25 protein-coding genes are annotated in these 24,837 nt (G+C 65.9%); 15 read left to right on the forward strand and 10 right to left on the reverse strand.

Features of this window, described 5'->3' with window-relative positions; translation table 11 throughout:
• The first annotated feature begins 2 nt into the window (after positions 1-2).
• From EUV02_RS11690 to ndk, 5 genes are all read left to right on the forward strand, one after another.
• The gene (locus EUV02_RS11690) at positions 3-953 is read left to right on the forward strand and encodes a DnaJ C-terminal domain-containing protein (RefSeq protein WP_135246386.1); all 951 of its coding nucleotides are present in this window, start codon (positions 3-5) and stop codon (positions 951-953) included.
• 27 nt (positions 954-980) lie between these two features.
• A complete protein-coding gene (locus EUV02_RS11695) occupies positions 981-1,886 on the forward strand; it encodes a YihY/virulence factor BrkB family protein (RefSeq protein WP_135246387.1) in 906 nt (301 codons plus the stop codon).
• A gap of 25 nt (positions 1,887-1,911) precedes the next feature.
• Entirely contained in the window at positions 1,912-2,703 is a 792-nt protein-coding gene (fabI, locus tag EUV02_RS11700) for an enoyl-ACP reductase FabI (protein WP_135246509.1), read from the forward strand.
• A complete protein-coding gene (aroC, locus tag EUV02_RS11705) occupies positions 2,700-3,770 on the forward strand; it encodes a chorismate synthase (protein WP_135246388.1) in 1,071 nt (356 codons plus the stop codon). Before fabI ends, aroC begins: the two co-directional genes overlap by 4 nt.
• Positions 3,771-3,857: 87 nt before the next feature.
• Positions 3,858-4,280, forward strand: a complete 423-nt coding sequence (gene ndk / locus EUV02_RS11710) for a nucleoside-diphosphate kinase (RefSeq protein WP_135246389.1) — start codon at positions 3,858-3,860, stop codon at positions 4,278-4,280.
• 170 nt (positions 4,281-4,450) lie between these two features.
• Here ndk and EUV02_RS11715 read toward each other — a convergent pair whose 3' ends face one another.
• The 4 genes from EUV02_RS11715 to purM all read right to left on the reverse strand — a co-directional run bounded on the left by EUV02_RS11715 (position 4,451) and on the right by purM (position 7,905).
• On the reverse strand, positions 4,451-4,921 hold the full coding sequence (locus EUV02_RS11715) for a cupin domain-containing protein (protein ID WP_243445876.1): 471 nt from the start codon (positions 4,919-4,921) through the stop codon (positions 4,451-4,453).
• 89 nt (positions 4,922-5,010) lie between these two features.
• Positions 5,011-5,877: a subclass B3 metallo-beta-lactamase gene (bla, locus tag EUV02_RS11720; RefSeq protein ID WP_135246390.1), complete on the reverse strand. Its 867-nt coding sequence runs from the start codon at positions 5,875-5,877 to the stop codon at positions 5,011-5,013.
• A complete protein-coding gene (gene purN, locus EUV02_RS11725) occupies positions 5,874-6,818 on the reverse strand; it encodes a phosphoribosylglycinamide formyltransferase (protein ID WP_135246391.1) in 945 nt (314 codons plus the stop codon). The genes bla and purN overlap by 4 nt, the downstream gene beginning before the upstream one ends.
• On the reverse strand, positions 6,811-7,905 hold the full coding sequence (gene purM / locus EUV02_RS11730) for a phosphoribosylformylglycinamidine cyclo-ligase (RefSeq protein WP_135246392.1): 1,095 nt from the start codon (positions 7,903-7,905) through the stop codon (positions 6,811-6,813). Before purM ends, purN begins: the two co-directional genes overlap by 8 nt.
• An 83-nt stretch (positions 7,906-7,988) precedes the next feature.
• Between purM and EUV02_RS11735 the strand changes: the two genes are divergently transcribed.
• The 6 genes from EUV02_RS11735 (at position 7,989) to EUV02_RS15955 (ending at position 13,996) form a co-directional block, all read left to right on the forward strand.
• Entirely contained in the window at positions 7,989-9,260 is a 1,272-nt protein-coding gene (locus EUV02_RS11735; protein WP_135246393.1) for a heavy-metal-associated domain-containing protein, read from the forward strand.
• A 4-nt stretch (positions 9,261-9,264) separates the two neighbouring features.
• On the forward strand, positions 9,265-9,882 hold the full coding sequence (locus tag EUV02_RS11740; RefSeq protein WP_135246394.1) for an HdaA/DnaA family protein: 618 nt from the start codon (positions 9,265-9,267) through the stop codon (positions 9,880-9,882).
• A gap of 24 nt (positions 9,883-9,906) precedes the next feature.
• Positions 9,907-12,069 carry an RNA degradosome polyphosphate kinase gene (locus EUV02_RS11745; RefSeq protein ID WP_135246395.1) on the forward strand — a complete coding sequence of 721 codons (2,163 nt, stop codon included), beginning with the start codon at positions 9,907-9,909 and terminating at the stop codon, positions 12,067-12,069.
• A gap of 69 nt (positions 12,070-12,138) precedes the next feature.
• The gene (locus EUV02_RS11750; protein ID WP_135246396.1) at positions 12,139-12,531 is read left to right on the forward strand and encodes a TM2 domain-containing protein; all 393 of its coding nucleotides are present in this window, start codon (positions 12,139-12,141) and stop codon (positions 12,529-12,531) included.
• A gap of 11 nt (positions 12,532-12,542) precedes the next feature.
• Positions 12,543-12,953 (forward strand): NINE protein, encoded by a 411-nt coding sequence (locus tag EUV02_RS11755; protein WP_135246397.1) that lies wholly within the window; start codon positions 12,543-12,545, stop codon positions 12,951-12,953.
• Between the two features lie 203 nt (positions 12,954-13,156).
• On the forward strand, positions 13,157-13,996 hold the full coding sequence (locus tag EUV02_RS15955; RefSeq protein WP_243445877.1) for a PEPxxWA-CTERM sorting domain-containing protein: 840 nt from the start codon (positions 13,157-13,159) through the stop codon (positions 13,994-13,996).
• Positions 13,997-14,064: 68 nt separating this feature from the next.
• On the opposite strand, the gene EUV02_RS11765 is transcribed toward EUV02_RS15955, so the two are convergent.
• From EUV02_RS11765 to EUV02_RS11785, 5 genes are all read right to left on the reverse strand, one after another.
• Positions 14,065-14,592 carry a hypothetical protein gene (locus EUV02_RS11765; RefSeq protein ID WP_135246398.1) on the reverse strand — a complete coding sequence of 176 codons (528 nt, stop codon included), beginning with the start codon at positions 14,590-14,592 and terminating at the stop codon, positions 14,065-14,067.
• 46 nt (positions 14,593-14,638) lie between these two features.
• On the reverse strand, positions 14,639-15,928 hold the full coding sequence (locus tag EUV02_RS11770) for an adenylosuccinate synthase (protein ID WP_135246399.1): 1,290 nt from the start codon (positions 15,926-15,928) through the stop codon (positions 14,639-14,641).
• A 40-nt stretch (positions 15,929-15,968) separates the two neighbouring features.
• On the reverse strand, positions 15,969-17,096 hold the full coding sequence (locus tag EUV02_RS11775; protein WP_135246400.1) for an ATP phosphoribosyltransferase regulatory subunit: 1,128 nt from the start codon (positions 17,094-17,096) through the stop codon (positions 15,969-15,971).
• Positions 17,093-18,670 (reverse strand): phosphoglycerate dehydrogenase, encoded by a 1,578-nt coding sequence (gene serA, locus EUV02_RS11780; protein WP_135246401.1) that lies wholly within the window; start codon positions 18,668-18,670, stop codon positions 17,093-17,095. The genes EUV02_RS11775 and serA overlap by 4 nt, the downstream gene beginning before the upstream one ends.
• 115 nt (positions 18,671-18,785) lie before the next feature.
• Positions 18,786-19,907, reverse strand: a complete 1,122-nt coding sequence (locus EUV02_RS11785; protein WP_135246402.1) for a phosphoserine transaminase — start codon at positions 19,905-19,907, stop codon at positions 18,786-18,788.
• A 282-nt stretch (positions 19,908-20,189) separates the two neighbouring features.
• On the opposite strand from EUV02_RS11785, the gene EUV02_RS11790 reads away from it, so the two are divergent.
• From EUV02_RS11790 to EUV02_RS11805, 4 genes are all read left to right on the forward strand, one after another.
• Positions 20,190-20,987 (forward strand): SDR family NAD(P)-dependent oxidoreductase, encoded by a 798-nt coding sequence (locus tag EUV02_RS11790; protein WP_135246403.1) that lies wholly within the window; start codon positions 20,190-20,192, stop codon positions 20,985-20,987.
• Positions 20,988-21,124: 137 nt separating this feature from the next.
• Positions 21,125-22,264: an FtsX-like permease family protein gene (locus tag EUV02_RS11795; RefSeq protein WP_166430612.1), complete on the forward strand. Its 1,140-nt coding sequence runs from the start codon at positions 21,125-21,127 to the stop codon at positions 22,262-22,264.
• Between the two features lie 7 nt (positions 22,265-22,271).
• Positions 22,272-23,234: an HlyD family secretion protein gene (locus EUV02_RS11800; protein ID WP_166430613.1), complete on the forward strand. Its 963-nt coding sequence runs from the start codon at positions 22,272-22,274 to the stop codon at positions 23,232-23,234.
• Entirely contained in the window at positions 23,231-23,938 is a 708-nt protein-coding gene (locus EUV02_RS11805) for an ABC transporter ATP-binding protein (RefSeq protein WP_135246406.1), read from the forward strand. The genes EUV02_RS11800 and EUV02_RS11805 overlap by 4 nt, the downstream gene beginning before the upstream one ends.
• A 38-nt stretch (positions 23,939-23,976) precedes the next feature.
• Here the strand turns inward: EUV02_RS11805 and EUV02_RS11810 are convergent, their stop codons facing one another.
• Positions 23,977-24,822, reverse strand: coding sequence for an AAA family ATPase (locus EUV02_RS11810; RefSeq protein ID WP_135246407.1), 846 nt, complete (start codon positions 24,820-24,822; stop codon positions 23,977-23,979).
• Between the last annotated feature and the right edge of the window lie 15 nt (positions 24,823-24,837).

Genomic DNA, 24,837 nt, shown 5'->3' on the forward strand with positions numbered 1-24,837 from the left:
GAATGAGCGATCCTTACGCAATACTTGGTGTGACGCGGAGCGCGAGCGCGGCCGAAATCAAAAAGGCCTATCGCAAGCTTGCGAAGGAAAATCACCCCGACAAGAATGCCGACAATCCCAAGGCGCTTGAAAAGTTCAAGGCGGCATCGTCGGCCTATGCGCTGCTGTCCGACGAAAAGACCCGCGGCCAATATGATCGCGGCGAAATCGACGGCGACGGCCAGCCCAAGGCGCCTGCCGGCTTCGGCGGCGGCGGCAACCCATTCGGCGGCGGCTTTCAGGGCGGTGGTCGCCCCGGTGCCGGCCCGCAGGGCTTCGACTTCGGCGGCGACGCCGGTGACATTTTCTCCGAACTTTTCGGCGGCCGCGGTCGTGGCGGCGGCAATCCGTTCGGCGGCGGTTTCGAAACCCGCCAGCGCGCCCCGCAAAAGGGCGCCGATGTCGCCTACCGTCTGATGGTGCCGTTCGAGGATGCGGCGACACTCAAGCCGCAGCGCATCACGCTGCGCAACGGCAAGACACTCGATCTCAAGCTGCCCGCAGGTTTCACCGCCGAAAAGCCGCTGCGCATGACAGGCCAGGGCGATGAAGGCCCCGGTGGTCCCGGTGCGGCGCTGATCACGCTCGAAGTCGCCAAGCATCGCTTTTTCGTCCGTGACGGCGATGACGTGCTGCTCGACCTGCCGGTGCGACTGCACGAGGCGGTGCTCGGTGCCAAGCTCAAGGTGCCGACGGTCGACGGTGCGGTCATGCTCGGCATTCCGGCAGGGTCGACGACGGGCAAGATTTTGCGCCTGCGCGGCAAGGGTTTCAGCCGTGCCGACGGCACCCGCGGTGACCAGCTGGTAACGCTGCAGGTCGATCTGCCCGCCGATGACGCGGCGCTCAAGGCGTTTGCCGAAACCTGGCGCGACGACCGCCGCAATCCCCGCGCCGCGCTCGGCGTCGACTAGGCGCCAGGCGTGCGGCTGCCGGCCACAGTGCGAGGGGCATTCCGCCGGTTTATCGCGACCAACTACTGGGCCTGGTCGGTCATGGTGCAGACGCTGTCGGGCACCTGGCGCGACGGCTTCGCCAACGCCGGCAACCTCGCATACCTGTCGCTGGTCACGCTGTTTCCGTTCTTCATCGTCGTCGCGGTGGTGGCGGGCGCTTTCGGGGCGTCGGATGACGGCATGCGCGCGGTGACGCTGTTCCTCGATGCGCTGCCGGCGCAGGTCGTCGGCTCGTTGCGCGGCCCGATCGATGAAGTCGTCCGCCACGCAGCAGAGGCGACGGGGCCGCTGCTCGTGGTCAGCCTCGTGCTGATGCTGTGGACGATTTCGAGCACCATCGAGGCCATCCGCGACATTCTCCACGCGGCCTATCAGGTCAAATCGGACGAGGCGTTCTGGCGCTACCGGCTTGGGTCAGTGCTGCTGATTTTCGTCGCGGTCGGGGTGATGATGCTGGCGTTCGCGTTCCAGCTGGCGATGACCAGCGTCGAGGCGGTTTTCGCGCAGTTTCTCCCCGTCGCATCGGCGACGTTCGACCGGCTCGGCATCGGCCGGCTGGTGCCCGTGGCGGTCATGCTGGCGACGCTGTACGTGACCATCTGGAGCCTGACACCGCTGCGTTACCGCGGCGGCGACTATCTCGTCTGGCCCGGGGTCGCGCTGACTATCGGCGTCTGGCTCGGCACGACGATGCTGCTGCCGCCGCTGCTCAGCCACCTGACCGGTTATGACCGCACCTATGGCAGCTTCGCCGGCGTCATCATCGCGCTGTTGTTCTTCTATATCATCGGCATGGGTCTGGTGCTCGGCATCCACCTCAACGCGGCACTGGCGATTGTGCCGCGATTGCGCCAGAAGAAGCGTCCAATCGCACCGATTCAGGGAGCCTGAAGTGGCAGAACCAAAAAGCGGCATCATGGCAGGCAAGCGCGGCCTCATCATGGGTGTCGCCAACGACCGCTCGCTGGCGTGGGGCATCGCGCAGGCGGTGGCCGCGCAGGGCGGCGAGATTGCCTTCAGCTTCCAGGGCGAGGCGCTCGAAAAGCGCGTGCGGCCTTTGGCCGAATCGCTTGGTGCCGATTTCCTGATCGAATGCGATGTCGCCGATCCGGCATCGATGGACGCCGCCTTTGCGACGCTGGCGGCACGCTGGCCGACGATCGACTTTGTCGTCCACGCCATCGGCTTTTCGGACAAGAACGAGCTGCGCGGCCGCTATGTCGATACCAGTATCGAAAATTTCGCGATGACGATGAACATCAGCGTGTTCAGCTTCACTGATGTCGCGCGCCGCGTGCTGCCGCTGATGAAGGCCGGCGGCAGTCTGCTGACGCTGAGCTACTACGGCGCCGAAAAGGTCATTCCGCACTACAACGTCATGGGCGTGGCGAAGGCCGCACTCGAAGCCTCGGTCAAATATCTGGCGATGGACCTCGGCCCCGAAAACATTCGCGTCAACGCGATCTCGGCCGGCCCGATCAAGACGCTGGCCGCCAGCGGCATCGGCGACTTCCGCTACATTCTGAAATGGAACGAGCATAACGCACCGCTGCGCCGCAACGTCACCATCGAGGATGTCGGCGGCGCCGGTGCCTATCTGCTCAGCCACCTCGCCAGCGGCGTCACCGGCGAAATCCATCACGTCGATGCCGGCTACAACGTCATCGGCATGAAGGCCGAAGACGCGCCCGACATGAGCGTCGTGTGAGCTACAACAGCTTCGGCAACCTCTTCCGCTTCACCACCTGGGGCGAATCGCACGGGCCGGCGCTTGGCGCGGTCGTTGACGGCTGCCCGCCGGGGCTGGCGCTGAGCGAGGCCGATTTGCAGCCGTGGCTCGACAAGCGGCGGCCGGGCACATCGCGCTTCACGACGCAGCGGCAGGAGCCCGACGCGGTGCGCATCCTTTCGGGGGTGTACGAAGGCCGCACCACCGGCACGCCGATTTCGCTGATGATCGAGAATGTCGACCAGCGCTCGAAGGACTATTCGGAGGTGGCGCGTGCCTATCGCCCCGGCCATGCCGACTACGCCTATGACGCCAAATACGGCCTGCGCGACCCGCGTGGCGGCGGGCGGTCATCGGCACGTGAAACCGCAGCGCGCGTCGCGGCGGGCGGAGTGGCGCGACTGGTCATTCCCGAGGTCAAGATTCGCGCCTATCTCGTTGAAATCGGCGGCATCGCTATCGACCGCAGCCGCTTCGACGACGCGGAAATCGACAACAACCCGTTCTTCTGTCCCGATGCCGGCACCGTGCCGCTGTGGGAAGCCGCGCTCGACGCCGCACGCAAGTCGGGGTCGTCGCTCGGCGCCATCGTCGAATGCGTCGCCGACGGCGTGCCGGCAGGCTGGGGCGCACCGCTCTATGCCAAGCTCGACAGCCAGTTGGCGGCTGCGTGCATGAGCATCAATGCGGTCAAGGGCGTCGAAATCGGTGATGGCTTCGGCGTGGCGCGATTGCGCGGCGAGGACAATGCCGATGCGATGCGCCCGGGTAATGACGGACCGCTATTTCTCGCCAATCACGCCGGCGGCATCGTGGGCGGCATCTCGACCGGTCAGCCGGTGGTGGTGCGCATGGCGTTGAAGCCGACCTCGTCGATCCTGACGCCGGTGCAGACGATTACCCGCGACGGCGAAGCCACCGAAATCGTCACCAAGGGCCGCCACGACCCCTGCGTCGGCATCCGCGCTGCACCGGTGGCGGAAGCCATGATGGCACTGGTGCTGGCGGACGCGAAGTTGATGCAGCGCGGCCAGACCGGGCGGTAGGCTGCAGCGGCTAGGCTTGCCATTGCTGCATCGCAGCGATAATGAGGCGCGCATCCAATCAACCCCAGTTTTCCGAACGGACCCAACATGGCCACCGAACGCACTTTCTCGATCATCAAGCCCGATGCGACGCGCCGCAACCTGACCGGTGCGATCAATGCCGTCATCGAAAATTCGGGGCTTCGTATCGTCGCGCAGAAGCGCCTGCAGCTGACCCGCGCACAGGCCGAAGGTTTCTATGCCGTGCACCGCGAACGCGGCTTCTTCGGTGAACTCGTCGAGTTCATGATCTCGGGCCCGGTCGTGGTCCAGGTTCTCGAAGGCGACAACGCCGTGCTCGCCTACCGCGACATCATGGGCGCCACCAACCCGGCGAACGCCGCCGAAGGCACCATCCGCAAGCTGTTCGCCGAAAGCATTGAAGCCAATTCGGCGCATGGTTCGGACAGCCTCGAGAACGCCGCGATCGAGATCGCGTACTTCTTCGCGCAGACTGAAATTGTCGGCTGAGACGCGGCCAGCGCCTAACGTCAAATTTGCACTTGCGAATTTGCCGCTCGGCGCGGACTCGCGTCCAGCCCGGCCGGCGGGGCAGCGGCGATCACGCCGCTGAACCCGTCCGACGCGCGGGCTTTGCCCGCGCCTTTACTTCAAAACGCCCGCGCCAATCGCAGCGTCTGTTAACCGCCAACCTTCACCCAAGGCGGCAACGCCGGGTCCACATCCGTCGACGTCACCGGCCCCATCCCGATAATCTGCACCACCGCCGGCGCGTCGCTGTTCGACCCGTCCCAATGCACGCCGCCCGCCGGATGGAACATGAAGCTGCCCGCCGGCAGCGGCGTCGCCGCGGCCGGGTCGAAGCGCGCGCCAGTGCCGGCCGCCCAGCGTCCCTCAAGCACGGTGACATAGCGATCCTGGCTGTGGGAATGCGGCCGGTCCATCACATGCGGCGGAAAGCGCACGCGCACGACATAAATCCCCGGCTTCGACGGATCGCCATAGACTACGGCGGCGCGCACGCCATGGCTGTCGGGCATCTCGCGCCACACCAGCTGGTCCGCCGGTACGACCATGAAGTCGCCCGCCACCGCCGTTGCCGCCAGTCCCGCACCCGCCAGCACCACTGCCACCGCCAAAGCCCGCATCATGCCCAGTCTCCCTGCGTCACCGCGCGCGGCGATAGTCCCATGCTTCGCCGCACGCTGCAAATGTGGGTCAGATCGGCAGCCCCGCCAGCCTATTTGCTGCCGCCCGCCGCTTGCTTCGCCAGATCCGCTTCGAACGCCGCTTGCGCGCTGCTGGCGATCGTCGCGAGCAGGTCGGGATCAACGAACGCCTGCGCGTCACCCGCGACTTGTCGTGCGTGGCGGCCGAGCACATCGGCTTGGTCAGGGTGCGGCGTCAGCACGATGTCGGCCTGCAGCGTCGCCAGGCGCGCGAAGGTTGCGCGAAAGTCGGCGACGATGCCGGGATAGCCGGTGTTTCCGACCAGGCGATTTCCCGCGACGGTGAAGCTGCATGGGAACATGACTGCGTAGCTGCGCGAGCCCTCGCGTACGGTCATGCGCCAGCTGGTGCAGCCGGGCGTATGACCCGGCGTCAGGATCGGGGTGAGTGCGACGTCGCCCAGCGTCACCGGCACGCCGTCCGCCAGAATTGTATCGACCTTGACCGGCGGAAACTTGACCACGCCGTAGCTGGTGACGCTGGGCGGCGTGCCGCTTTCAAGCGCGCCACGGTCGCGTGCGGACGCCGCCAGCCGCGCCCCGCTGTCGGCCTTGAGCTGCGCCAGCCCCGCCGCATGGTCGAAATGTGCGTGGCTGTTTATCAGCAGCTTCACGTCGCGCATGCGGAAGCCGAGCGCGGCGATGTTGCGCTCGATCATCGGTACATTCTCTTCCATCGTGCCGTCGAGCAGCACCAGCCCGCCCGAGGTTTGGATCAGATACGCCGAAAGCCCCTTGCTGCCGACATAGTAGATCGGGCCGACGATGTGGAATGGCGTTTGCGCCTCGGTCCATGCGGGCGGATCGAGTCCCGCCCGCGCAGCGCTGCCGACAAACAACAGCGCGGCGATCGCCAGCGTCGTGTGTAGCAGCCTCACAGGTCGAACATCGCTGCCAGCCGCTTCGGCGCACTCATGCGCCAGCTGCGCGACAGCCAATCCTCGATATGCCCCCAATCGACCGCGCCGCCATCGAGCCGGATGCCGACCCAGCCCGACGGCCCGAGATACGCCGGTCGGTAATATAAATCGGGGTCATTCTCGATGAGCTGCGCCTGTTCCTCGACGCCGCTCGCCTTGACGAGGAGCCCGGTGACGCCGTCGTGATGATGGTCGTAGCTGAAATAGGCGAAGAACTTGCCACCTTCGACAAAGAACCCCGGCGACCCGTGCGACAATTTTTCCGCCGCCGCGGGCAATCCAAGCGCCAGCGCACGGACCTTGGTGAGCAGCGCTTCGGGGCTGACCTCCGCTGCCACCAGTTCGGCCAGCACGCGCGGAAATAGCTGGTGTTCGGCAATGCGCACGCGCTCGGCGAGCGTTTCGACGGTGTCGCCCGGTTGCACCGCCACGCGCACTTGGCCCAAAATCGGCCCGGAATCGAGTTCGGCGACGACGTGATGCACCGTCGCGCCGGTCACCTTCTCGCCCGCCGCCAGTACGGCGGCATGCGTGTCGAGGCCCTTGTGCGCGGGTAGCAGTGACGGGTGGATGTTTATAATGCGCCCGGCGTAGCGCTTGACGAAATCGTCGCCGAGAATCCGCATATAACCGGCACACGCGATGTAATCGATGCCGGCAGCGTCGATGGCGTCGGCGAGTGCAATTTCAAACCCGGCGCGATTGCCGCGCGCCGGCGGCAGGTTGGCGGTAGCGACGCCTTCGGCACGCGCCAGCGCTAGCCCCTCGGCATCGGGCTTGTCCGACGCGACCAGCGCGACTTCATACGGGCAATCCGGCGCCTGTGCGGCGTAGATCAGCGCGGCCATGTTCGACCCGCGTCCCGAAATCAGCACCGCAACGCGTTTGCACTCAGGCAAGGTGCGTCGCTTCCCAGGCACCGCGTGCCGACCAGGTTTCGTCACCACCGCGCACCGTGCAGCCGCGGTCGCCGGGGACGATCTTGCCGATGGTAAATACGGCTTCGCCGGCAGCGGTCAAAGCCGCGCTGACGTCCGCGACATCGGCGGCCGCCAACGCGAGCACCATGCCGATGCCGCAGTTGAAGGTGCGTGCCAGTTCGCCGGGCTCGATGCGGCCTTGCGCCTGCAGCCAGGCGAACACCCGCGGCTGCGCCCAGGCATCGGCATCGATTTCGGCATGCAGGCCCTTGGGCAGCACGCGCGGGACGTTTTCGAGCAGGCCGCCGCCAGTGATGTGCGCCAGCGCATGGATCTTGCCGGCGCGGATGCTCGGCAGCAGCGAGCGCACATAGATGCGCGTCGGCGTCAGCAATGCGCGCCCGAGCAGTTGCTCGATATCAAACGGCGCCGGCCGGTCGAGCTTGTGGCCGCCATCGGCGATGATGCGGCGAATCAGCGAATAGCCGTTCGAATGCGGGCCGGTCGAGGCGAGGCCGAGCAGCACATCGCCTGCCGCGACCTTGTCACCGGTCAGCTGCTCGCCGCGTTCGACGGCGCCGACCGAAAAGCCCGCGAGGTCATAATCGCCCGCCGCATACATGCCGGGCATTTCGGCGGTTTCGCCACCAATGAGCGCGCAGCCGGCCTGCTTGCAGCCTTCGGCAATGCCGGCGACAACGCGCACCGCGGTATCGGTGTCGAGCTTGCCGCTGGCGAAATAGTCGAGGAAAAACAGCGGCTCAGCCCCCTGGACGATCAGGTCGTTGACGCACATCGCCACCAGATCGATGCCAACGCTGTCGTGCAGCCCGGTGTCGATGGCGAGCTTGAGCTTGGTGCCGACGCCGTCATTGGCGGCGACCAGCAACGGGTCCTTGTAGCCCGCAGCGCGCGGGTCGAAGAAGCCGCCGAAACCGCCGAGTTCGGCGTCGGCGCCCGCGCGCGCAGTGGCGCGCGCCAGCGGCGCAATGGCGCGCACCAGGGCATTGCCGGCTTCGATCGATACGCCGGCGTCAGCGTAGGTGAGGGGGGTGCGATTGGTCATTTGCCAGTCATTAGCGACATCGGGCTTGGTTTTCGACTCTCAAAGTCTTTAAGAGCATCGGTGAGTTGGTTTTGAGGAACAGCGTGCGCACCTGGTTGGTCTGGATTGCGGTTTTGCTCGGCATGCTGGCGCTGGCTCCGGCGCGTGCGCAGGAGGCGGGCGACGCGGCGAGTGCCTATACCATCGGCGGGATTGCCGTGGACGTCGCAGCCAAGACCCCCGATGAAGCACGCCGCACCGCCTATACGCTGGCGCAGCGCCGCGCCTGGCCGCAGCTGTGGGCGCGGATGACCGGCACTTCGGCGGCGTCGGCGCCGCATCTGTCCGATGCGACGCTCGAGTCGATCGTCGCGGGCATCGAGGTGCAGGGCGAACGCTTTTCGATGACGCGCTATATCGCGACGCTCGGCGTGGTGTTCGACCGCGCGCGCGCCAGCGGCTATTTCACCGGCATCGGCGGCGCGCTGCATTCGGAACCGATGCTGCTGTTGCCGCTGCTCCACGACGGCGGCGCGCGTTTCGTTTATGAACGCAAGACGCCGTGGGTGCTGGCGTGGCAGCGCTATTCGCAGATGGTCAGCCCGATCACCTACATCCTCGCCAGCGGCTCGGCGGGCGACAACATCCTGTTGACCGCCTATCAGACCAGCCGTCCCGACCGGCCGCTGTGGCGCAACATTCTCAACCGCTTCCGCACCGTCGATGTGCTCGTCGCCGAAGCCGTGCTGACGCGGCTGTACCCCGGCGGGCCGGTCGATGCGCTGTTCATCGCGCGTCACGGGCCTGATTCGACCGAACTCGGGCGCTTCAAACTGCGTGCGCCGAACCAGGCTGGACTCGATGCGATGCTCGATGCCGGTGCGCGCGGCATTGACGCCATCTATTCGCAAGCCTTGCAGGACGGCCGCCTGCGCTCCGAGCCCGATTTGATCGCCGCGATGGAGCCGATTGCCAGTGGCGCGCCGATGTTCGACGCCCCCGAACGCGTCGCTTCTGCGGCCGCAATCGAATTGCTGGTGCCCACCCCCGACAGCGCTGCCTGGACCGCCGCAGAAGCGCTGCTGCGCTCGACGCCGACGGTTGCCGGCGTGACGCTGACCAGCCTGTCGATCGGCGGCAGCACCGGCGTGCTCGTCCAGTATAGCGAGAGCCGCGAAATGCTCGCCTACCAGCTCTACCTGAAGGGCATGACGCTGGCGCCGACATCGTCGGGTCTGCTGCTGCGCCGCCGCGAGCCGGGCGATCCAGTGGTGACGGCGCCGGTAGTGGCGCCAGTCGCGCCTGCCGCAGCCGCACCCGCCGGAACGGCGACCGAAGCCCCGGCGGACCTGCCCGCGACCGAGGCGCCGCGCTGACAAGATGAGCCAGCTGCCGCTGCCGCTCGCCTATCGCAGCGCCGATGGCGAGGCGGATTTCTTTGTTTCGCAAGCCAATGCCGCCGCCGTCGAATGGCTCGACCGCTGGCCCGAATGGCCGGTGCCGTGCGCGTTGATTGTTGGCCCGCCGGGATCGGGCAAGAGCCACCTCGCACGCATTTTCGCCCGCCGCACCGGCGCGACCATTGCCGATGACGCCGAAGCGCTCGACGCCGAAACACTGTTCCACCGCTGGAATGCCGCAACGCGCGAGGCGCCGCTGCTGATGACCGCGACCCGCCCGCCGCGCGACTGGCCGCACGGGCTCGCCGATTTGGGCTCGCGGCTGGCAGCGACACCGCAGCTGCGCATCGAAGCGCCTGACGACGCGCTGCTTGCGGCGCTGCTGGCGAAACAGTTCCGCGACCACGGCCTGCGCGTGTCGGGTGATGTCGTCGACTATGTCCTGGCGCGCATCGACCGCGATTTCGGCAGCATCGCACGCGTCGTCGAACAGCTCGATGCCGCAGCCTTAGCCGCCGGCCGGCCGATTACCGTGCCGCTGGCGCGTTCAGTGCTGATGGCGCAGGGCGACTGGATCGACACTGTCATGGACGTGTAACAGTGCGGCAGCTACACTGGGGGAATGGCTGAAGCTGCAATCCCCCAATACGCCGCGCCTGTCGTGCACGTCGCGGCCGACATTCCCGACCGCGAACGCTATTTCAACCGCGAAATGTCGTGGCTGGCGTTCAACGAACGCGTGCTCGGCGAAGCCAGCAACACCAGCCACCCGCTGCTCGAACGGCTTCGCTTCCTGTCGATTTCGGGGAACAACCTTGACGAATTCTACATGGTGCGCGTCGCCGGCCTGCGCGGGCAGGTGCAGGAAGGTATTGAAACGCTCAGCCCCGAAGGCCTGACGCCCGCCGAGCAGCTCGCGGCAATCGCCGTAACCGCCGACCGGCTGATGGACGACCAGCAGACCGCCTGGGGGGAACTCCGGCGCCTGCTGGCGACCGCCGACTTCGACGTGCTCGGCAAGAACGACCTGACGCCCGCCGAGGCGACATGGCTCGAACGCCATTTCCTCGAACAGATTTTCCCGGTGCTGACGCCGCAGGCCATCGATCCGGCGCACCCGTTCCCGTTCATCGGCAACAAGGGCCTCAGCCTGGTTTTCGAATTGCGCCGCCAGTCGGATGACGAGCTGCTGCGCGCGCTGCTGATGCTACCCTCGATGCTGAGGCGCTTCATCCGGCTGCCGGGGCGCAAGGCGCGTTTCATCAGCCTTGAAAACACCATCCGGCTGTTCTTCGGGCAAGTGTTCCCGGGCTATGACCTGCTCGGCGACGGCGCCTTCCGTGTCATCCGCGATTCGGACATCGAAATCGAGGAAGAGGCCGAAGACCTCGTCCGCTACTACAAAAGCGCCATCAAGCGCCGCCGCCGCGGCGAAGTCATCCGGCTGAAGATCGAGGAAGACACGCCGCGCGAGCTGCGCATTCTGGTGCGCGACGCGCTCGGCGTCGATGACCGTGACGTTACTGTCGTCGAAGGCGTGCTCGGTATTGCCGACCTCGGCGTGCTGGTCGACGAAGACCGCCCCGACCTCAAGTTCGAACCCTATACGCCGCGCTTCCCCGAACGCATCCGCGAACACGGCGGCGACTGCTTTGCGGCAATTCGCGCCAAGGACCTTGTCGTCCACCATCCGTACGAAAGTTTCGATGTGGTGCTGGCGTTCCTGCGGCAGGCGGCCGCCGACCCCGATGTCATCGCCATCAAGCAGACGCTGTACCGCGCTGGCAAAAACTCGCCGATCGTCCGTGCGCTGATCGACGCCGCCGAAGCCGGCAAGTCAGTGACCGCGGTGGTCGAGCTCAAGGCGCGCTTCGACGAGGAACAGAATCTGATGTGGGCGGCGGCGCTCGAACGCGCCGGCGTGCAGGTCGTCTACGGCTTTGTCGAACTCAAGACGCACGCCAAGCTGTCGATGGTGGTGCGCCGCGAGGGCGCCGACATCCGCACCTATGTGCATTTCGGCACCGGCAATTATCACCCCGTCACCGCGCGCATCTATACCGACCTGTCGTTCTTCACCGCCGATCCGGTGCTGGCGCGCGATGCGGTGCAGGTGCTCAACTACATCACCGGCTATGTCCAGCCGAACAACCTGCAGAAAATCGGCATGGCGCCGCTGACGATGCGGCCGATGATCTACGGCCTGATCGACGCCGAAATCGCCAATGCGCAGGCCGGCAAGCCCGCACAGATCTGGGCCAAGCTTAACTCGCTGGTTGATCCGGGCATCATCGAGAAGCTCTACGAAGCCAGTGGCGCGGGGGTCGAAATCGACCTGATCATCCGCGGCATCTGCTGCCTGCGCCCGGGCGTGCCGGGCCTGTCGGAAAACATCCATGTCCGCTCGGTGATCGGGCGCTTCCTCGAACACAGCCGCATCTTCGCCTTTGCCAACGGCCATGACCTGCCGTCGCGCAAGGCCAAGCTGTTCATCTCGTCGGCCGACTGGATGCCGCGCAACCTCGATCGCCGCGTCGAGGTCATGGTGCCGATCGAAAATCCGACGGTGCACGCGCAAGTACTCGACCAGGTCATGCTGGCGAACCTCAAGGATACCGAGCAGTCGTGGCAGCTCAAGAGCGACGGCACCTACGCGCGGCTGCATGGCGCCGGGCCGGCGTTCAACCTGCACCGCTATTTCATGACCAACCCCTCGCTGTCGGGGCGCGGTGCGGCGCTCAAGGACCCGAAATCGGTACCGCGGCTGGTGCTCGACGACGACTGAGACAGCCCTCGACTTGTGACGGCGACTGCGACACAATCTCAATCGCAAATCCAGTCGACGGAGCTTCGCATGGACAATTTGTTGGATACGTTCGAGGGCAAGCAGCGCTCGGTCATCGCTGCCTATGTGTTGTGGTTCTTCCTCGGACGCTTTGGCGCGCACCGCTTCTACCTTGGCTACAAACGCAGCGCGCTGATCATGCTGGCGCTCAGCGTCGCCGGCCTGATCGCGACGACGATTGCCGCGTGGGGCAGCGCCAAGGTCAGCGGCGCCGACTTCAACAGCGCGCTGCAAACGGTGCTGCTGGCACCCAACACGCTGCTCGGCTGGATTGGTGACCTGATTCTGGGCGGCATGACAATCTGGTGGCTATTGGACGGTGCCTACACCTATGTGATGGTGCGCCGGCGCAATAATCAGGGGCTGATACCGGCGAGCCTGATCGAACCGTCGAAGCCGTAAGGGGAATTTCCATGACCGAGACCGCGAACCTGACGGCGTACGAGGACAAGCGCAAATCGACCGGCGTTGCCTATCTGCTGTGGTTCTTCCTTGGGCTGTTCGGCGCGCACCGGCTCTATGCCAGCGCCGGCAAGACTGGCTGGTACATGATGGCGCTGCATGTCGGCGGCTGGGCGCTGCTGATTGCGGCGTTTGCTTTCGGCTCGCACAGCAGCACCGAAACCTATGAAACCGCGCTCGGCGTCTCGAGCTTCACCAATGTCGAGGCAACCGCACGCGGCGGCGTCGTCGCGACGCTCGGCTGGGCGATGCGCGCCATTGCCTGGGTGTGGTGGCTGATCGACGTGTTCCTGGTCCCCGGCATGGTGCGCCGCTGGAACAGCCAGCTCGCGATCGGGCTCGGCCTGGGCGGATTGCGCTAGGCAGGCAACGCCACCGAGCCGGCGGCGCGACAAGTTTTTGCACAAAAAGTGTCAATTTTTTTTACACATTTTAAAATCGGTTATTCAGCTCCGACGTAGATGATGCTGATATGTTAGGATTTAAATAATATATTTGAAACGGCCCCGTTCTTGCATGGCATGAATTGCCGTCACGCTTGGCGACAGAATTGGGGAGCTCAAAAATGATAAAGACTGTATCGCTCATTGGCGCGGCTGTGCTCGCGCTTGGTGCCATTGGCGCCACGCCGGTCATGGCACGCGGCACCATCATCCTCGAAGGCAGCGACTCGATCGGCTTTCACGCACCGATCGGGCAAGTGCCTGCAATTCAATACTCTGATCAGACATGGAGCGCGCTTGGCGGTTCGAGTCCGAAGCCGATCGCGGTCGTTGGCTTGAATGTCCTTGGCGGCTTTGGCACCTCGGGCACGCATGCCATCGTCTCGATGGTCGACCTGAGCACCGCCGGGGCTCTCAGCCAATATTCGGCGGTCTATTTCATGGCTGGCTTCGGTTGCTGCGATTCAAACCCGGCCGCCATTGCTGGTCGTAATGTCGATGTCACCAACTACTACAACGCTGGCGGCACGATCGAAATCGGCAACTATGACGGCGACGCCGGTTGGGATTTCCTCGTCGGTGGCAGCAACAACTCAGCCTGGGTCGCTGGTGTCGGTGGCCGATTGACCGGTCCGAGTTGCACCGATGGCGAAACCGTCACCGCACTCGGCATTTCGAACGGCTTCACACAGCCCGGACCCGTCGGCTGCTGGACCCATCAGGCTTATAACCAGACGTATTTTGGCGCGCTCGGCTTTACCAAGAGCTACTTCGATGCCGACCCGGCATTCGCGGCCAGCAACCCCGGCACGGGCGCCTATTCGAGCCTGCTTTCGAACGGCAACACCATCACCGGCGGCGGCAACGTGCCTGAACCGGCTGCGTGGACGATGATGATCATGGGCTTCGGCCTGATCGGCGCGACCATGCGCCGCCGCGTCGCCCGCGTCACCTTCGGCTAAGGCGCCACACATAAGAACGCCGCGTCCTTGCCGGGACGCGGCGTTTTTTGTGCATATTGCAGCGTAGGCTAAGGCGTCGTTACACGGGTTGCGGTCGTCGCGGGGGACGCGTCGACCGGTCTGGCGAGCGGGCAATAGGCCAGATACAGCGCCGTGCCGAGGCAGAACACCGACACCGCCAGATGCGGCAGCCAGGTGTTCGGCTTCAGCGCATATTTGCAGAAATTGCCGAACTTCTGGTGGGCGAAGGCCTTTTTCCATTCGCTGCTGATCTGGAGCGGCTTGAGGCTCGCCACCGTGCCATCGGCAAACGCCGCCTCGATATTGCGCAGCCGGTGGAAGAACGCCTGCTGGAACAGCTTCCACATCGCTTCGGTCAGCCAGAAGACGAATGACCCGAACGCTGCGAGCGCCAGCACCGTGACGCGCTGATCGTTGGTCAGCTTTTCGGTCACGAGTGCGGTGGCGGCCGCCGCCAGCGTCACCGTGACGCTCCACCCCTTGAACTGCAGCGCCTTGGCGTCGAACGCCTCGACGATTTCCTGCAGCTTGAAATATTCGGCTTCGATCAGCTCCAGATGCCGCGCTGCGTCCATGGTGCCCTCCCGCTCAGCGGTGGCACCTTAACGCACAAATCGCGGCCTAGTCGAGGAACGGGTCGCGCACCAGAATCGTATCGTCGCGTTCGGGCGAGGTGCTGACCAGCGCCACCGGGCAGTTGGTCAGTTCCTCGATGCGGCGGATGTACTTGATCGCCTGCGCCGGCAAATCGGCCCAGCTGCGTGCGCCCGCAGTCGACTGGCTCCAGCCTTCGAAGCGTTCGTAGATCGGCACGACCGCGGCCTGGTCGGCGGCATGCGCGGGGAAATGGTCGAGGCGCTTGCCGTTCAGTTCATAGCCGGTGCAGATGCACAGCTCCTCGAGCCCGTCGAGCACGTCGAGCTTGGTCAGTGCCATGCCGGTGACGCCGCTGACCTGCACCGCCTGGCGCACCAGTACCGCGTCGAACCAGCCGCAGCGGCGCTTGCGTCCGGTCACCGTGCCGAACTCGCGGCCGACTTCGCCGAGGCGCTGCCCGATGGCATCGTCGAGTTCGGTGGGGAAGGGGCCCGAGCCGACGCGCGTGGTGTAGGCCTTGACGATGCCGAGCACGAAATTGAGCGATCCCGGCCCCATGCCGCTGCCCGCCGCCGCCGAGCCGGCAACCACGTTCGACGAAGTGACGAACGGATAGGTGCCGTGATCGACATCGAGCAGCACGCCCTGCGCGCCTTCGAACAGGATGCGCTTGCCGGCGCGGCGCGCATCGCCGAGCGTCACCCACACCGGTGCCGCGAACGGCAGGATGAACGGCGCGATTTCCTCCAGCGACGCGACCAGCGCGTCGCGGTCGACAGGCGCGATGCCGAAACCGGCGCGCAGTGCGTTGTGATGCGTGAGCAGGCGGTCGAGTTGCGGCCCGGCCGCGTCGAGATGCGCGAGGTCACACACGCGCAATGCCCGGCGCCCGACCTTGTCCTCATACGCCGGGCCGATGCCGCGCCGCGTCGTGCCGATCTTGCCGGCGCCCGACGCGTCTTCGCGCGCGCCGTCGAGGTCGCTGTGCAGCGGCAGGATCAGCGGGCATTGCTCGGCAATCTGCAGGTTTTCGGGGGTAATGTTGACACCTTGGTCGCGCAGCTTTTCGACTTCGGCCTTGAAGTGCCACGGGTCGAAAACCACGCCGTTGCCGATGACGCTGAGCGTGCCGCGCACGATGCCGCTCGGCAGCAGGCTCAGTTTATAGGTCTGGTTACCGACGACCAGCGTATGGCCGGCGTTGTGGCCGCCCTGGAAACGCACGACGACATCGGCGCGCGCCGACAGCCAGTCGACAATCTTGCCCTTGCCTTCATCGCCCCATTGGGCGCCGATTACGACGACGTTGGCCATGACGGCTCCCTTTTACCTGTCCCCCGAAAGGGCGGGGTCGTTACTTGATCGCGACCGCCTCTACACCGTTCCAGCGATGCGTGCAGCGAAAAGCGTGCGGATCGGCGTTATCGGTCAGTGCCGCGACCGTCGACCAGCCGGCAGCGCGCAATTTCGCAGCATCAGCCCGCGATGTTCCCACCGGCAGCAGAATGCGGCGCGCCGCGCTCAGGCCCAGCCCGGCATCGACCAGCGCATCGACGTAGAGCGAAAAACCCACTGCAGTTTCACGGTGGCCATCGGGATGCGTGATGGCATAGGCGCCGCCGCGGCCCACTTCGCCGCGCACGCCGGGTGCATAGATCGCAAAGCCGATCCACGACTGGAAGCCGAAGCCATGCCGCTCTGTCGGGTCGAGCGTGACACGCACATCGGCGGGCAGCGCCGCGACGACGTCCGCCACATCGGCAAGCCGCGCTTCGAACGCCGGACCCAGATGCAGCGCGCGCAAGGCGGCCAGTGCCGCTTCGGCGGGGCCACTGGCGGCAATCAACGGCTCGTAGTGCGATGCACCGGCGGCGCGCAGGCCGGCGACGTCCTTGCCGTCGAGTAGCGTATGCACAGCTTCGATCTTGTCCGCCGCCACCGGCCACGGCCCCGCCGCCAGCGCACCGACGAAGCTCGGCAAGGTGACATCGACACTGAGCGTTTCCAGCCCCGCTGACTGCAATGCTTCGACCGCGAGCAGCAGCACTTCGGTGACTGCCGCGACGCCGTCGCTGCCGATGAGCTCTGCACCGGCCTGGATCATCTCGCGCTCGGGATTGAGCTGGGTGCCTTTCACGCGCAGCACCGGCCCGCCGTAGCTCAGCCGCAGCGGCCGTGCATAATGCGCCAGCCGCGTCGCGGCGATGCGCCCGGCCTGCCCAGTAATGTCGGGGCGCAGCGCCAGCGTGCGCTGCGTCACCGGATCGACGAAGCGCAGCAGCTTGGCATTGGCGCCGCTTTCGGCACCGACGCGGCCGGTCAGCGATTCCTCATATTCGACCAGCGGCGGCTGGACGCGCTCGTAGCCATGGCTCGCCACGGTATCGAGCACGCCGCGCAGCAATGCCGCCGCCGCTTCCGCCTGCGGCGGCAGGCGGTCGCGGAGCCCCTCGGGGAGCAGGCCGGCGGTGACTTCGTTCATCCGAAATACAAGGCCTTCACCTGCTTCACCCCGTCGATACGGCAGATCGTCCACAGCAGGCTTTCAGGGATCTTGGTATCGACCGACAGCAGCAGCACGGCTTCCGAACCCGCGGCGCGGCGTCCGAGGTGGAAGGTGCCGATATTGACGCCGGCCTCGCCGAGCGCGGTGCCCAGTCGGCCGATGAAGCCCGGCTTGTCCTCGTTGACGATGAACAGCATCGGGCCGTGCATATCGGCTTCGACCTTGATGCCGATGATCTCGACGAGACGCGGTTCGCGGTTGCCGAACAGCGTGCCGGCGACCGAACGTTCGCCTTCGGGGGTCTTGACCGTAACGCGGACCAGCGTGTGGTAGTCGGTGTCGCGTTCGTGACGGACTTCGGCGATTTCGATGTTGCGTTCGCGTGCCATGTACGGCGCGTTGACCATGTTCACCGTGTCCGAAAACGGCTTCATCAAGCCCGTAAGTACCGCCGCCGTAATCGGCTTGATGTTGAGTTCGGCGGCCGCACCTTCGACTTCGACGGTCACGCCGGTGACGTTTTCCGTCAGCTGGCCGATCAGCAGGCCGAGTTCTTCGGCGAGCTTCATGTACGGGCGCAGCCGCGGCGCTTCCTCGGCGCTGAGCGACGGCACATTGAGCGCGTTGGTGACGCCGCCGGTGAGCAGGAAGTCGGCCATCTGCTCGGCCACTTGAATTGCGACATTGACCTGCGCTTCATCGGTCGAGGCGCCGAGGTGCGGGGTCGAGATGAAGTTCGGCGTGCCGAACAGCGGCGATGCCTTCGCCGGCTCCTCGACGAACACGTCGAGCGCCGCGCCGCCAACCTGGCCGCTGTCGAGCGCCGCCTTGAGCGCCACTTCGTCAACAAGCCCGCCGCGCGCGCAGTTGATGATGCGCACGCCCTTCTTGGTCTTGGCGATGTTTTCGGCCGACAGGATGTTGCGCGTCGAATCGGTCAGCGGCGTGTGCAGCGTGATGAAGTCGGCGCGCGCCAGCAGTTCGTCGAGCGTGACCTTTTCAACGCCGAGGTCCTGCGCGCGTTCGGGCGTCAGGAACGGGTCGAACGCGATGACCTTCATCTTCAGGCCGATGGCGCGCTCGGCGACGTTCGAACCGATGTTGCCGCAACCGATGAGGCCGAGTGTCTTGGCGGTCAGTTCGACGCCCATGAAGCGGTTCTTTTCCCACTTGCCGGCCTGTGTCGAGGCATCGGCTTCGGGCAGCTGGCGGGCGAGCGCGAACATCAGCGCGATGGCGTGTTCGGCGGTGGTGATCGAATTGCCGAACGGCGTGTTCATCACAACGATACCCTGCGCCGAAGCGGCGGGTACATCGACATTGTCGACGCCGATGCCGGCGCGGCCGATGACCTTCATGTTGGTGGCGGCGGCGAGGACGTCCTTGGTCGCCTTGGTCGACGAGCGGATCGCGAGGCCGTCATAATTGCCGATGATCTTGATCAACTCTTCTTTCGACAGGCCGGTGATTTCGTCGAAATCGACACCGCGCGAGCGGAAAACTTCGGCGGCCTTGGGGGACATTTGGTCGGCGATAAGAACTTTGGGCATTTGATTTCCTTCCGCTGCTCCCCTCCCGCTACGGGAGGGGTCGGGGGTGGGTTTCTGGTCAATGGGGGCAGGCACGCCGCCCCGGACTCCTCCCGTTCAGGGAGGGGAGGATGGGTCAGGCGGTGGCCTGCGCGTACGCCCAGTCGAGCCAGGGCCCGAGCGCTTCGATGTCGCGTGTTTCGACCGTCGCGCCGCACCAGATCCGCAGCCCCGGAGGGGCGTCGCGGTAGGCGCCGATATCGAACGCCGCGCCTTCCTTTTCGAGGATCGACGCCATCTTCTTGGGCACTTCGGCATCGGCACCCGGCAGCGTCAGGCAGACGCTGGTGTTCGAGCGCGTGGCGGGATCGGCGGCGAGATGCGCGACCCACGGCGTCTTCTGCACCCAGCGGTCGAGCGCTGCGGCATTGGCATCGGCGCGTGCGCACAATTCGGTGAGCCCGCCAATCTGCTGCGCCCACTCCAGCGCATCGATATAGTCTTCGACCGCGAGCATCGACGGTGTGTTGATGGTTTCGCCGCTGAAGATGCCCTCGATGAGCTTGCCCTTCGAAGTCAGGCGGAAAATCTTCGGCAACGGCCAGGCCGGCGTGTAGCTTTCAAGGCGTTCGACAGCGCGCGGGCCGAGGATGAGCACGCCGTGGCCGCCTTCGCCGCCAAGCACTTTCTGCCAGCTGTAGGTCAGCGCATCGACCTTGTCCCACGGGATGTCCTGCGCGAACACCGCGCTGGTCGCATCGACGAGGTTCAACCCGGCGCGGTCATCGCGGATCCAGTTGCCGTTGGGCACGCGGACGCCCGAGGTGGTGCCGTTCCAGGTGAAGCACAGGTCGCGGTCCTGATGGACGCGCGTCAGGTCGGGGAGCTCGCCGTAGGGGGCGGTGACGACTTCGGCGTCGAGCTTGAGCTGCTTGACCACGTCGGTGACCCAGCCTTCACCGAAGCTTTCCCACGCCGCCATGGTGACGGGTCGGGCGCCGAGCAGCGTCCACATCGCCATTTCGAACGCGCCGGTGTCCGAACCGGGGACGATGCCGATGCGGTGCGTGTCGGGCACGCGCAGGATTTCGCGCGTCAGGTCGATGGCGAGCTTGAGGCGGTTCTTGCCGATTTTGGAGCGGTGCGAGCGGCCGAGCGATTCGGTGGCAAGCTGGTCGGCGGACCATCCGGGGCGTTTGGCGCAAGGGCCAGACGAAAAGTACGGGCGCGCCGGAAGCGCGTTGGGTCGTTCAGTCATGTATTCTCTCCTCACAGAGAGCTCGCGCCGCGTTGGGGCGGCGTGGCCCGCGGCGGGTGTCGGCGAAAGTGCGGCTGGAAGCAAGACAAAAATTGCTCTTGCGATTTTTCGCTTGGTTGCAGACTCGCGCTTCGCCCGGCCGGCGGGGCAGCGGCTATCAAGCCGCTGAACCCGTCCGACGGCACGGGCTTTGCCCGTGCCCCTTCACTTCAACTATCCCATTCCAGCCATTCACGCCGCCTCAAATCCCGCCTAATCTGTGTCCATCAAGCGGAGGCAGACATGATCGACTATACCGGCACCACCACGCTCGTCACCGGCGGCGGTTCAGGCATCGGCCGCGCCCTGGCGCAGGCGCTGGCAGCACGCGGCGCGCGCGTTATCGTCGCCGATCGCAACGCCGCAGGTGCCGCCGAAACCGCCGCGCTGTGCGGCAACGGCGCGGTGGCGCTGACCTGCGACCTTGCCGAACCCGATGCCGCAGCGCGACTGGTGGCAGATGCCTATGCAGTGTCGGGGCGCGTCGACCTCATCGCCTCGAACGCCGGAGTCGGCTTCAACCGGCGGCTGCACAAGGCCGACCTCGACGACGGCGCTGTCGACAAGCTGTTCCAGATCAACCTGTTCGCCGCCGTTCGACTGGCGCAGGCCTATCTGACCGAACTCGAAGCGCGGGGCCAGCGCGGGCGGTTGCTGATCACCGGCTCCGAAAATTCGCTGTCGGTGCCGGCGGCGGTCAAGGGCTTCGGCCTCGGGCTCTATGCGGCGACCAAGCACGGCGTGCTCATCCTCGCCGAATGGCTGCGCGACGAGATGGTGGGCGGCAACAAGCCGCTCGACGTCCACATCCTGCTGCCTGGCGGTGTCTACACGCCGCTGGTCGCAGGCGACCTGCCGCCCGATCCGGCGAAATGGCCCAAGGACATGGCGATGATCCTGCCCGAACGCTGCGCCGAACTGGCGCTCGCCGGGCTCGATGCCGGGCTGTTCTACATCCCGACGCACGCGCATCTGGCCGCCGACATGCAGCCGCGCCACGACGGCGTTGCCGAGGGGGTCAAACGACTCGGGCTGGTGTGAACTGGCACGCCGACGGCAACTACTTGCCGATTTGACGTTGCGCTGTCACAATCACCGCAAATGCCGGAAAATGCTGGCTTTGGGGGAGATTCAGGGGTGGGCGCAGGACATTCTGCGACAGCGCGCTGATGCAGGTGATGACGCGGGCGCAGGTCCAGTCACGCTGGCAAAAATGGCGCGAAGACTTCGACGTTGCGGCGTTGGTGTTCGGCGCCGTGCTGCGCTTCGACGGCCGCTCGCTATGGTTCAGCATTGCCGCCTGCGCGATTGCCGCGACCGTCGCCACCTTCCAGTTCGCGGTGTTCACCTCTTTCCTCGCCGCCGGTGCCGCCGGGCCGCGCTTCATCGCGGCGGACGCCTGGATTGTCGAACGCGGCATCGAATGTTTCGATTTCCCGACGCCGATTGCCGAAGGCTACCGCGGCGCGCTGCTTGCCGAGCTGCCCGGTGCGCGTATCGACCGCATCGTCATCGGCTATGCCGGCTGGCTGTCGCCGACCGGCGGGCGCGGCAATGTCGCGCTGATCGGCGTCGACGATTCCGGCCTGACCCCGCGTGAGTTCCGCGCCGACCGCTCGGACCTTGGCCGGCTCGATTTGAAAGCGGGCCAGACCGGCGCCAGCATCGGCGGCGTCTCGGTCGAACTGGCGGGCGTCACGCGCGCGCTCGCGACCTTCCTCGGCGCCCCCTATGCGGTGATGGACTACGAAGCAGCCCATGGCATCCTTGGCTATCCCACCGACAATGCCGCGATGCTGGCGGTGCATTTCCCAGACGGTGTGCCGCCTGATCTCAATGAGCGGCTGGCGCGCATCGAAGAACGCTTCCCCGAACTCGGTGCCCGCACCGGCGCGCAATTCGAAGCGAGCAGCTCGGCCTATTGGCAGAACAAGACCGGGGCAGGGGCCGCGATCCTGCTCGCCGCCGCACTCGCCAGCCTGTTGATGGGGCTGCTGCTGGTCAACAGCGTCGGGCGCTTCGTCCAGCGCCGCCAGTCGGACATCATCTCGATGCTCGGCCACGGCGCCAGCCCGGCGCAGATCCGCGCGGTGCTGCTGGCGATGGCGGGGTTTCTGGTGGCCGCCAGCCTCGGTGTCGCGCTGCTACTGGTGCCGCTGTTCGTTCAGGTCGCGCACCCGCTACTACCCTGGGTGCATTTCAGCTTTGCCGATCTGGTATTCGTCATTGTCGTGTCCGCGCTGTGCCTGATGGCTTCGGTGATCGCTGCCAGCCGCGAATTGGGGAGGTTTCCGGCCGATGCGATTTTCCGCAGCTAGCGCCGCCATGTTGACGCTGCTGGCGCTCGCCGGCTGTTCGCGCGACCCCGTCGGCGACCGGCCCGACTATGTCGCGACCGCGTCGGGCCGGCTCGATGCCCGCGTCGAAGCACGCTTTCTCGCTGCCGAGCGCGACGGCCGTATCGAGGCGCTGCTGGTGCGCCCCGGCGCCAAGGTCGCGGCCGGCCAGCCGTTGCTGACCATCAGCTGCGGCGATGTCGCGGCACAGGCCGACGCCGCGCGCGCCCAGGCCCGCGCCAGCGACGCCGATGCCCGGCTGTCCGACGAGGGCCCGCGCCGCGAAGCTGTCGAGGCAGGCGCTGCCCGCGCCGCCGAAGCCGCCACGCGCCGCGCCGACGCCGCGGACGAACTGCGCCGCGCCGAGGGCATGCAGGCCAGCGGCTATGTCTCGGTCCGCCGGCTGACGCAGTTGCGCGCCAACCTTGCCGAAGCGACCGCAAAGGCCAGCGCCGCCGACGCCGACTACGCCGCACTCAAGGCCGGCTCGCGCGTCGAAGAACGCGCCGCCGCGCGCGCCCGCGCCGATGCCGCGACGGCAAGTGCCAACGCGCTCGATGCGACGTTCAAGAAATGCACATTGCGCTCGCCGATCGACGGCAGCGTGCTCAAGGTGCTGCGCCGCGAGGGCGAATTTTCGGGCGCCTCGACCGGCACGCCGCTGGTGGTGGTCGGCGACCTCACCAACATGATCGTCCGCACCGAGCTCATCGACCGCGACGCCGCGCGCGTCTCGGTCGGGCAAAAGGCCGACGTCTGGCTCGACGGCGACAAGCAGCGCTGGCACGGCCACGTCATCGAAGCCGCCAGCCTGATGGGACGGCGCACGTCGCGTTCGCTCGACCCGACCGACCGCTTCGACCGCGATGTCCGCGAAGTGCTGGTGGCGTTCGACGGGCCGGCACCGCCGGCACTGGTCGGCCTGCGCGTCAATGTCGGGTTTCTGAAATGAGCCTGTTGTCGCTCGACGCGGTTGACTATCACCTGTCCGAAGGCGGGCATGAGCGCACGTTGATTTCGGAGCTGAGCCTGGTCTTTGCCCCGGGCAGCTTCGCCTGCCTGACCGGCCCCAGCGGCTGCGGCAAGACCACCATCCTGTCGCTGCTCGCCAGCGTCTGCGTGCCGCACGGCGGCCAGATCGTCCACAACGGCATTTCGGTTTCGAAGCTCGACGAAGACGCGCGCCGCGACTGGCGCCGCAGCGAAGTCGGCATGGTCTTCCAGACCTGCCGGCTGATCGATGTGCTGACGGTTTCCGAACATATGGCGCTGGTGGCGCGCCTGCGCGGCCAGCCCGGCGCCGCCGCCGAGGGCGAGGCGCTGGCGCGCGGTCTCGGGCTGGAAGACTTGATGAACGCCCGGCCCGGGCAATTGTCAGGTGGCGAGAAGCAGCGCGCCGCACTGGCGCAGGCGATGGCGCACCGGCCGCGCATCCTGCTGGCCGACGAACCGACGGCGGCGCTCGATCATGCCAATTCGAAGCTGGTCGCCAAGCGGCTCGGCAAATATGCGCGCGACAACAACGCCATCGTCGTCGCGGTCAGTCATGACCAGATCATGATCGACGCGGCCGATGATGTCTTCGAAATCGACAAGCCCGCCTGGCCTTGCGGCTCAAGCGTGAAGATCATGCACCATATTCACGACGACGACTGACTTCATCCCCTCCCGTTGCCGGGAGGGGAAAGGAAAGCTCAACCGCCCTGGCGGCGGTTCATGAATGCCAGCCGCTCGAACAGCATGACGTCCTGCTCGTTCTTGAGCAGTGCGCCGTGCAGCGGCGGGATCAGGCTCTTGGTGTCGCGGTTGCGCAGCACTTCCAAGGGCAGGTCTTCGTGCATCAGCAGCTTGAGCCAGTCGAGCAGTTCGCTCGTCGAAGGCTTCTTCTTCATGCCCGGCACTTCGCGGATGTCGAAGAAGATGTTCATCGCTTCGGCGACGAGGTTCTTCTGGATGTCGGGGAAGTGGACGCGGATGATGCTTTCCATCGTCTCGCGGTCGGGGAATTTGATATAGTGGAAGAAGCAGCGACGCAGGAACGCGTCGGGCAATTCCTTTTCATTGTTCGACGTGATGATGACGATCGGGCGCTGTGCGGCCTTCACGCGCTCGCCGGTTTCGTAAACGTCGAATTCCATGCGGTCGAGCTCGGTGAGCAGATCGTTAGGGAACTCGATGTCGGCCTTGTCGATTTCATCGATCAGCAGCACCGGCAGCTTGTCGGACACAAAGGCTTCCCACATCTTGCCCTTGCGGATGTAGTTCGAAATGTCGTGGACGCGCGGATCGCCGAGCTGGCTGTCGCGCAGCCGGTTGATGGCGTCATATTCGTACAGGCCCTGCTGCGCCTTGGTCGTCGACTTCACGTTCCATTCGATGATCGGCATGTCGAACGCCTTGGCGATTTCATGCGCCAGAACGGTCTTGCCGGTGCCGGGCTCGCCCTTGACGAGCAGCGGGCGGCGCAGCGTTGCGGCAGCGTTGACGGCTACTTTCAGATCATCGGTGGCGACATAGCCGCTGGTGCCGGTAAAGCGCATGGAATCTTGCCTCGA

Origin of the sequence: Glacieibacterium arshaanense (assembly GCF_004681125.1) — a bacterium.
Lineage (GTDB): Bacteria > Pseudomonadota > Alphaproteobacteria > Sphingomonadales > Sphingomonadaceae > Polymorphobacter_A > Polymorphobacter_A arshaanense.